Here is an 8,805-nt window from a genome sequence, read left to right as displayed (position 1 = left end):
TGTTGCCGTAAACCTGTACTGTTTTACTTTTTCATCGGTAAAGCTGATGGTGATATTATACCAGCGCTCCAGTTCTGCTGCAATGGTTTCAAAACTATTGTCATTAAAGGCAAGACGGTTCTCTGTCCATGATACTTCGGTTAAAGTGCTATCCGTTTTATTGTAAGTGAGCCCGGTTATTTTAAAATTCCCGGTAGCTGCATCTTTATCCGTCAGCTTGTTCTTTTCTGCGGCCGGCACAGCGGTAATGTTGGGCAGGATGATCTTTTCGTTGGGGCGCAGGTATATTTTTTTCTTTTTATTATCCCGTAAGGTCACTTCCACCGAACCTTTCAGCAGGGAGGTCTCGGATGTTTTATCGCCGGGGTAGGCCCGCACATTAAAAGTGGTTCCCAGCACTTTTATATCCATGGCGCTGGTATGAATGATGAATGGACTTTCAGCATTGTGCACTACATCAAAAAATGCTTCGCCTACCAGGGTAAGCTCACGGCTGCCGGTATTAAAACCTTCCGCGATATGAATGGTGCTGCCTGCATTAAGCATTACCTTGGTGCCGTCGGGTAGCTGAATTGATTTTCTTTCACCCGCTTTGCTTACTTCAGTGCTGTTGTATTTTAACTGTGCTTCCTGCCGGTGGTTTTCAAACGAATTATCGTAATTGCGGGTAGCCCAGAAAAGAATACCGGCAACTGTTGCGGCAACAGCTGTGGCATACAACCATCTTCTTCCGGCAGCAGGCGGCTCCACGAAACCGGGTTGAATAGTAACCGCTCCTTCTGTTGTTTCATTTGAAAAATGTTCTTCAGCGAGCAGGTGAAAGGCCTTCCTGTCGGCAGCAAATGTTTCGGCCGAGTGATTGCCGGTAAATGAAAGATAGAGGTCTTTGGCCTGTTTAACCGTAGCCGATTTATGTTGGTTTTTCTTTATCCATTCTTCCCAAAAAATCACGTCCTCTTCATGGACGCCCAGGCAATAATTCTGAAATGACTCATCCAGCATAAAATCTTCCGCCTCGAACGCTGTATAATTCATCAGTTCCGGTTTTTGTACTATAGAAGCAGCGCCAACGGATTTTTACTATGAAAATGGTGTTTTTTTTTTAATGCAGGTTATTGAAGCAAAAAGCAGAAGAGAAAATATCCGATCAACGTATAGTCCGGTATGAGATTTCCCGGAGGGGCAGATACCAGAATGAGCCTGAGTGATTTCAGCGACTGGTGGATAATATTGTACGCTGTTCTTTTGGTGATGTTGCATCTGGCTGCAATTTCATCGTAATCAAGGTCTTCAAAGAATTTCAGTTTCAACAATTCTTTTTCTCTTTGGGTTAACTGGGCAACAGCGTTCATCAGTTTTTCCTTCATTTCCTTATTGTGCTGCAGCTCAACGATATATTCTTCATAGGGCGCTTCGGTTGTTTGAATGCTTTGACCAAACAACCGGTTCTTTAATGACCGGTTGCCTTCCATTTTTATTTCCCCCATCAATTCGCGGCGTAAACTGGTAAGCAGGTATGAACGTACGTTTTCTATACAGGGTAGTTTGGAGCGGTTATCCCATAAGCGCAATAAAATTTGTGTAATGCAGTCGCGGGTCAGGTCGCGCCGGCCGGTGAGCTTGATGCCATAGTTCATTAGGCCTATATAATGCTGGTTGTAAATTTCACAAAGGGCTTGCTTGTGACCGTTTTGCAGTTGTATCCAGCTTTTGGTATGGCTTGTTTTGGAGGGCATAGCTTTAAGAAACCGCTATTTTAAGAAACCTGTTCCTGATTTTCCAGGCGGTTAAATTAAAAAACTATTCCCAAATACTATAACTTATTATTATGATGCCCGGTAAGAGCTGATGCATTCCAAATTGTAGCCGGCTGATAGAGACCCCAGCCCAGGGAGCAAAAAACTGCTGACACAGGTTGATCGTTGGGCAAACACACTGTAATGTAATACATAGGAGATCGTGTATTACTTGTGCATAAATCTTTCCTGTATTTGTATGAGATTTATAGCTGCAATTCTTCCATTAAAATAAAAAGCGGGGTAACAGAAAAAATCAGGAGCCCTTTTTCACTTGACACGGAGAAAATTACGCTGATATGGCTTATAAGCATCTTGTGTTTTCATTGTTAACTGCCTGCACCTTTTTTTCATTGTGGACTGCCTGCAGACAGGAACATAAAATGTTTAAAAAAATTCCTGCCAGCCACTCGGGAATTCATTTTAATAATATTGTTATTGAAAATGATTCCGTCAATCCCATTGACCTGGAATACCTGTACAATGGCGGGGGCGTGGCTGTTGGGGATTTTAATAACGATGGGTTGCCCGACCTGTACTTTACTGCCAGCACTACTTTCAATACATTGTATCTTAATGAAGACGGACTCCGTTTCAGCGACGTTACGGAAGCAGCAGGGGTTACTGGCGGAGGTATATGGAGTAATGGCGCATCAGTAGTGGATATCAACAATGACGGATGGAAAGACATTTACGTTTGTGCAACCATTGCAAAGGATCCGCTGAAAAGAAAAAACCTTTTATACATCAACCAGGGATTGAATGACCACAATATACCCGTGTTTAAGGAAATGGCGGAAAGTTACGGGCTGGCAGATACGGCTTTATCCGTGCATGCCGCATTTTTTGACTTCGATAATGATGGAGACCTCGACATGTACCTTGCCAACACCAGGCTTGCGGGCCGGAACAGCGCCCTTTTTTTTAATGATAATACCGGCGATACCTTAAAGGATGATTATGATAAGCTTTACCGCAACGACTGGAGCGAAGCCTTGCAGCATCCCGTATTCACCGATATCTCTGAAGCTGCAGGCATCGGAGCTCACGGGTTTGCACTGGGACTGGTTGTAGCAGACATCAATGAAGACGGGTGGAAAGATATTTATGTTGCCAATGATTTTTTCTCTGACGATGAATTGTATATCAACAACAGGAACGGCACATTTACCGATATGCGCGACCGTTATTTCAAACACACTTCGCGGAATGCGATGGGAACAGATATAGCCGATATCAACAACGACGGGCTGGCAGATGTTATCACGGTTGACATGAACCCCGAAGACAATTACAGGAAGAAAAAAAATATGGGCAGTGCTAATTATTTTATGTATCAGCAAATGAAGAGCGGTCATTATGCGCTTCAATATGTGCGCAATACCCTGCAACTCAACCAGGGACCTTCCATAGGCGGCAATGATACGATCGGGGAACCGGTATTCAGCGATATCGGATTTTATGCCGGTGTGGCGGAAACAGACTGGAGCTGGACACCTTCCCTGGCCGATTTTGACAACGACGGGTACAGGGATCTTATCATTACCAACGGCTATCCGCGCGATGTTACCGACCATGATTTTAGTGCATACGCGCAAAAGGCTTCTCCCTTCACCACCAAACAGCAGCTCATTGACCAGATGCCGCAAATTAAAATTGCCAATTACGCATTCCGGAATGCCAACGGATTGCAATTTGAAGATGTTACCGCGCAATGGGGACTGGATGAACCCGGCTTTTCAGGCGGTGCGGTATATGTTGATCTCGACAACGACGGCGATCTTGACTACGTGATCAACAACATCAATGAAAAAGCCGCTGTATACGAAAACACTTTGAATGAAAAGACACGTATTCGTGCAAATTTTTTACAGGTAAGATTCAAAGGTGGTGAAAAGAACAGGAACGGGCTTGGGGCAACAGCAACCATTTACTATAGCAATGGTCTCAGGCAGGTGTATGAAAACACAGCTTACCGGGGTTATCTTTCAACAGTGAATGATATAGCCCATTTTGGACTTGGTACAACTACAGTGATAGATTCGCTGGTCATTGATTGGCCCGGCGGCTACAAACAAACCCTGAAACAAATAGCCGCAAACCAGGTGGTGGAAGTTAGTATACAGAATGCATTGCCTTACGTGTTACCGGCAGATCGTATAGCACGTGATCATTTGTTCACTGACATTACTAAAGAGTCGGGGATAAATTACCGCCACGGTGAAGTGGATTATGTTGATTTCAATTACCAGCACCTGCTGCCCCGTAAATTTTCACAATATGGTCCGCCATTGGCTGCAGGTGATGTATATGGCAACGGGTTGGATGCCATTGTAATTGGCGGCAACACGGTCATGGACCCGGTAGTGCTGGTACAGCAGGCCAACGGCACATTTATAAAGCATATTCTTCCCGCCGCAACCGGTCCCGATGCGCGCAAGCCCGAAACAACGGGTATGCTTTTGTTTGACGCCGATAACGATGGCGATCTTGATATATACATGGCAAGCGGCAGCAGCGAGTTTACACCCGGCACAAAAAATTACCAGGATCGTTTGTATATCAACGGGGGCAATGGAAAGTTTACTATAGCGGAAGATGCCATTCCGCTCAATTATACGAGCAAGAGCTGTGTAAAAGCTGCCGACTACGACCACGACGGTGACCCTGACCTGTTTATTGGAGGACGGGTGTTGCCCGGCAAATACCCGCAGCCGGTGAGCAGCATTATTTTACGGAATGATTCCAGGCAGGGCGTTGTTAAATTTACAGATGTAACCGGCGAAACAGCCCGGGCGCTTATTGATATAGGGCTGGTATGCGATGCCTTATGGACAGATTTTGATAACGACGGATGGGAAGACCTTGTTATTGCCGGGGAATGGATGCCGCTGGTGTTTTTAAAGAACACCGGCGGGAAATTTGAACGGCTGGCAGATAGTGGCATTGAGCAGCACACCGGATGGTGGGGCAGCCTCGTAGCCGGTGATTTTGATAATGACGGCGATATGGATTATATAACCGGTAACCTTGGCAAAAATTCTTTTTACCGTGCAGATGCAAAGTATCCCCTGTGTATTTATGGAAAGGATTTTGATAAAAACGGGGCGTATGATATCATTACCACTATGTACCTGAAAGATGAGCAGGGAATAAGGAAAGAATTTCCTGCACAAAGCCGTGATGAAATAGTGGGGCAGTTGCCGGGTTTGAGAAAGCGTTTCCCCTCCTATAAAGATTTTGGAAAAGCCACTGTTCATGACCTGTTTACGAAAGAAGAGTTACAGGGCGCTTTAATACTGGAAGCGAACAATATGAAAAGCTGCTTTGTGAAAAATACGGGCAATGGTAAGTTTGAATGCCACCCGCTGCCGGCACAGGCGCAGTGGGCGCCCCTGTATGGCATGGTGGCCGATGATTTTAATGGTGATGGTAACTTAGACGTGGCGATCAATGGCAATGATTTCGGGACTGAAGTATCAGCCGGGCGCTACGATGCACTGAACGGGCTGGTATTGCTGGGCGATGGCAATGGAGATTTCAGCGCACAAACCATACGGCAAAGCGGCATTTTTATTCCCGGCGATGGCAAGGCGCTGGTACGGTTACAACAGTCCGGTGGTCATTACCTGCTTGCCGCATCGCAAAATCAGGATGTGTTGAAAGTATTCAGACTTAACAAAAACAACCGGCTGATTGCGTTGCAGCCGGGTGAGCGCTACGCCCTGGTACATCTTAAAAATGGAAAAACCCGCAAAGTGGAATTTTCGTATGGCGATTCTTTTCATTCCCAGTCTGCGCGGTTCATTGCCATGAATGAAGCCATAGAAAGTATAGAATTTTTTGATCGGGAAGGGCAGAGCAGGCTGATTCAATAAAATAAATGATTTTTGACAGAGTTTGAAAAGTCTGTTTGTCGCGTTGCGCTGGCTTTCTTCCCACCGATATTATAATCCGGCACTATTGAATAATTTTTGTATTTTTTCTTTTTCTGATGGCCTCGGTGCGTTATAGTCGATAATCTTACCATCGGGATCTAAAAAAATGTAGCGTGGGATACCAGTAACTGCAAACGCCTTTAGAAAAGGGTCATCTTTACCTTTGGCAAGCAACTGTACTCCTGTTAAATTCTCTTTTTCTATGGTCTTCCTCCATTCACTTTCAACCTTATCCCATGACAGGCTAACAAAAACAATATTTTTCCCCTCATGCTTTTTTTCTAATTTTTTTAAATAAGATAACTCATCCCAACAAATGGCACACCATGTAGCCCAAATGTCAATGAATACATATTTGCCTCTAAAATCTGTCAGGGAGTTACTGCCACCGTTAAAATTTTGATAGTTAGAAAAATCGGGAGAAGGTGTACCTTTTTTTAGTTTTGATAAACGCAAATAGTTGTCATAGGTGATTTGTTTGAACGCCGAATCATGGCCCGTATAATATTTTTTAAAGTCGTTAAAAAAAGCCTCTTTGTCCTTCGCTTGTCTTAAATAGAACCTTGTAATTTGTCTTATTAGGTCATTTTTGATATACTGGCTAGGTACGAGTGAATCCAATATCTTTATTATGTACTGATCTACTGAATAGAGACTGTCTTTCTTTTTATATTCCCGTTTTATTTCACTAAGCTTCTGAATAGTATAATAGTCACCTACCAAACTGGCATAGTAATGCTGTTTTTTATATTCCTGCTCGTTTGAGTAATTTATTGATAACTCATCACGAGATGCTTTGGAAGGCTTGAATGCGGGTTCGATTTGCCCTTTCATTAAAAGGAAAATATTAAGTTCGTAGAGATACTCATATTCAATATATTTAGCTTCTTCCTGTTTTAGTTTTGTTGGAAGTTTGCTCCTTTCGAGGCATTGTAACTGTTGCTTTTTTATGTTACCAAGATACTGTCGATAGTCTTCTTCAGATCGTTTGATGTCCCGGTCAACAAATACTCTGTTTTGATATTTTTCTACAAAATACCTGTTAATGGCAGTATCAGCCCCTACCAGTTGAATTTTCCCATTTTTAAAAAATTTAGTGTTATAGTCAATTTCATATCGTTTCGATTTGCGTAAAAAAAGCCTCGTTGCATTTGTTCCGTCAAAAAGCGTATATAAGCCACTACCGCTGCTAATATTAACTTTAAATGTACCATCATCGGATAGCACAATTTCTTTTCTATATATGGTATCCCCCTTTAAGAGAAACTCCGTGTTTATGCTGATTATTTTTTTCCCATCAAGTTGAGTGGGGACATTTGTAATTTTCCCGGAAAATATAATGTCATTAGACTCTTTTCTGTTTTGTGGATAGCAAAATAAAAAAGAGCAGAGAAAGGAAAGTGCAATCAAACGTTTAATACTTATTGACCAATTTCTTGCTTTTGCATTATCAACTTTCGTTTTTTTTTGATAATTCATATGCTTTTGTATTTGTGCTATCTAAATTGGGATAGCAGGTATGTCAGACTGTACTCAATTAAGCTTGCTGCTAACATGTAGATTGCTTTATACTTTTCTAAATGGACCAATATGCAAAGCGCTGTACAGGCAATGGTCACATTTTGGGATATTGTGGTGTAGCAATGGCCCTGCACATTTTGATGCGCCCCGATCTTATATAGGCGGATGGATCAAATTTCTTTCAATATGTGCACAAACATCTCTCGTCTCTATGCCTAAAAAAGAGGTGGCGTTTTATTATTCGTTTTTTTTCAATAGTTTCTGCCCGATTATTGTTATGGGTTCCAAACTTTGATTCTTGTTTGATTTATGTCCCACTACTGTTATGGGTTCCAAACTCGGGTTCTTATCTGATTTATGCCCTACTACTGTTACCGGCTCCAGCTTTGGGTTCTTATTTGATTTATGTCCGGCTATTGTTCTTGGCTCTAAATTTCGCTTGGAAAGTGTTGAGGTGGATTTTGGAATACTATCTTCAGAAGATTTCTGGACATCTTTTGCTGTTTGAAGGTTTGTTTTTTGATCTGTTTGTGCTTTGATACTAACGGATAAAAGTGCCAGTACAATCAGAGTAACCGGGAGTGCCAGTATCTTTCTTAGATACGGATTTCGGGTTTTGTTTGGTAACCCAATCATATTTAACCGGCGTTTTATTGATGAATTAAAAAATGAATGAGACGGAGAAAGATAGCCGCCTTTATTATAAGAATGAAGAAGCATTTTTGCAAAAGATTCTGTGTCGCCATTTTCAACGGAGGCTGCATCTGCAATAAATTCATGTATCATATTTAGCTCTCTTTGTATTAACCAGTAAAAGGGGTTCATCCAGAATACGCAGGATACAATTTGGGCAAATAATTTGTCATAAGTGTGTTTTTGCATGATATGAGTAAGCTCATGGTTAAGAATTTTTTTCCCATTGATGTCTGTTGCAGGAAGCCCCTGCTTCCAGAATAAATTGCTGAGAAAAGAAAAGGGGGCCTGGTTAACTTCTGTTTCAATTAAAGTGTATCCATGCATTTTTATATTCGTATTCATTTTCTTAATTCTGTAAATCCACACTATTTTTGAAACCAAAAGAAAAAACAAAAAAGCACTTATAAATATGCTGATGCTGAATAACACAGCAACGGTGTTAGAAAGCTTAACCGGATCGCTTAAAACCGGAGAATTTATAGTGGTTAAAAAATTAGTCAGGGGAGTATTTTGTGACTCTACAATATAAAGCCATCTGAAATTTATAAAAGAAATTGTGAGACTGATAATGATTGACAGCAACAAATAAAACCTGTTGTAGAAATGAAATTTTTTATTCTTGAGAGCAGCCAGGTAATAGATGTACAAAACTCCGCTGGCAATAAATGATTTAATGAGGTAGGACGTTAATATATCCATATACTATTTTTTAATTTTTTTTATTTGCTCCAGTAAGAGTTCCAGATCCTTAACTGATAATTTATTTTCATCAACCAAAAATGAAATGACATTGGTAAACGATCCTTCAAAATATCCTTTTGCAACATTATCCAGCGTTGATTTTGAATATTGCT

General features: G+C 41.6%; 6 protein-coding genes. 1 reads left to right on the top strand and 5 read right to left on the bottom strand.

Annotation, left to right across the window (positions count from 1 at the left end; translation table 11 throughout):
- The coding region (locus tag PLH26_RS17300) for a FecR family protein (protein WP_324587284.1) at positions 1 to 1,035 on the bottom strand (1,035 nt) is incomplete at its 3' end.
- Positions 1,036 to 1,112: 77 nt separating this feature from the next.
- Positions 1,113 to 1,736 carry an RNA polymerase sigma factor gene (locus tag PLH26_RS17295; RefSeq protein ID WP_324587283.1) on the bottom strand — a complete coding sequence of 208 codons (624 nt, stop codon included), beginning with the start codon at positions 1,734 to 1,736 and terminating at the stop codon, positions 1,113 to 1,115.
- Between the two features lie 359 nt (positions 1,737 to 2,095).
- On the opposite strand from PLH26_RS17295, the gene PLH26_RS17290 reads away from it, so the two are divergent.
- Complete coding sequence (locus PLH26_RS17290; protein ID WP_324587282.1) at positions 2,096 to 5,674, top strand: VCBS repeat-containing protein; 3,579 nt, start codon at positions 2,096 to 2,098, stop codon at positions 5,672 to 5,674.
- A 69-nt stretch (positions 5,675 to 5,743) separates the two neighbouring features.
- Here PLH26_RS17290 and PLH26_RS17285 read toward each other — a convergent pair whose 3' ends face one another.
- The 3 genes from PLH26_RS17285 to PLH26_RS17275 form a co-directional block, all read right to left on the bottom strand.
- The gene (locus tag PLH26_RS17285) at positions 5,744 to 7,213 is read right to left on the bottom strand and encodes a TlpA family protein disulfide reductase (protein ID WP_324587281.1); all 1,470 of its coding nucleotides are present in this window, start codon (positions 7,211 to 7,213) and stop codon (positions 5,744 to 5,746) included.
- A 279-nt stretch (positions 7,214 to 7,492) separates the two neighbouring features.
- On the bottom strand, positions 7,493 to 8,650 hold the full coding sequence (locus PLH26_RS17280) for a M56 family metallopeptidase (protein ID WP_324587280.1): 1,158 nt from the start codon (positions 8,648 to 8,650) through the stop codon (positions 7,493 to 7,495).
- 3 nt (positions 8,651 to 8,653) lie between these two features.
- A partial coding sequence (locus PLH26_RS17275) for a BlaI/MecI/CopY family transcriptional regulator (protein WP_324587285.1) occupies positions 8,654 to 8,805 on the bottom strand: 152 nt, incomplete at its 5' end.

It is taken from the genome of Agriterribacter sp. (genome assembly GCF_035444585.1).
Taxonomy (GTDB): domain Bacteria; phylum Bacteroidota; class Bacteroidia; order Chitinophagales; family Chitinophagaceae; genus Agriterribacter.
This window is presented reverse-complemented; position numbering and strand designations above follow the sequence as displayed.

Excerpts from the sequence above, each read along its gene's own strand:
- PLH26_RS17295 (WP_324587283.1), bottom strand. The coding sequence starts at position 1,736 with ATGCCCTCCAAAACAAGCCATACCAAAAGCTGGATACAACTGCAAAAC.
- PLH26_RS17290 (WP_324587282.1), top strand. The coding sequence starts at position 2,096 with ATGGCTTATAAGCATCTTGTGTTTTCATTGTTAACTGCCTGCACCTTT.
- PLH26_RS17285 (WP_324587281.1), bottom strand. The coding sequence starts at position 7,213 with ATGAATTATCAAAAAAAAACGAAAGTTGATAATGCAAAAGCAAGAAAT.
- PLH26_RS17280 (WP_324587280.1), bottom strand. The coding sequence starts at position 8,650 with ATGGATATATTAACGTCCTACCTCATTAAATCATTTATTGCCAGCGGA.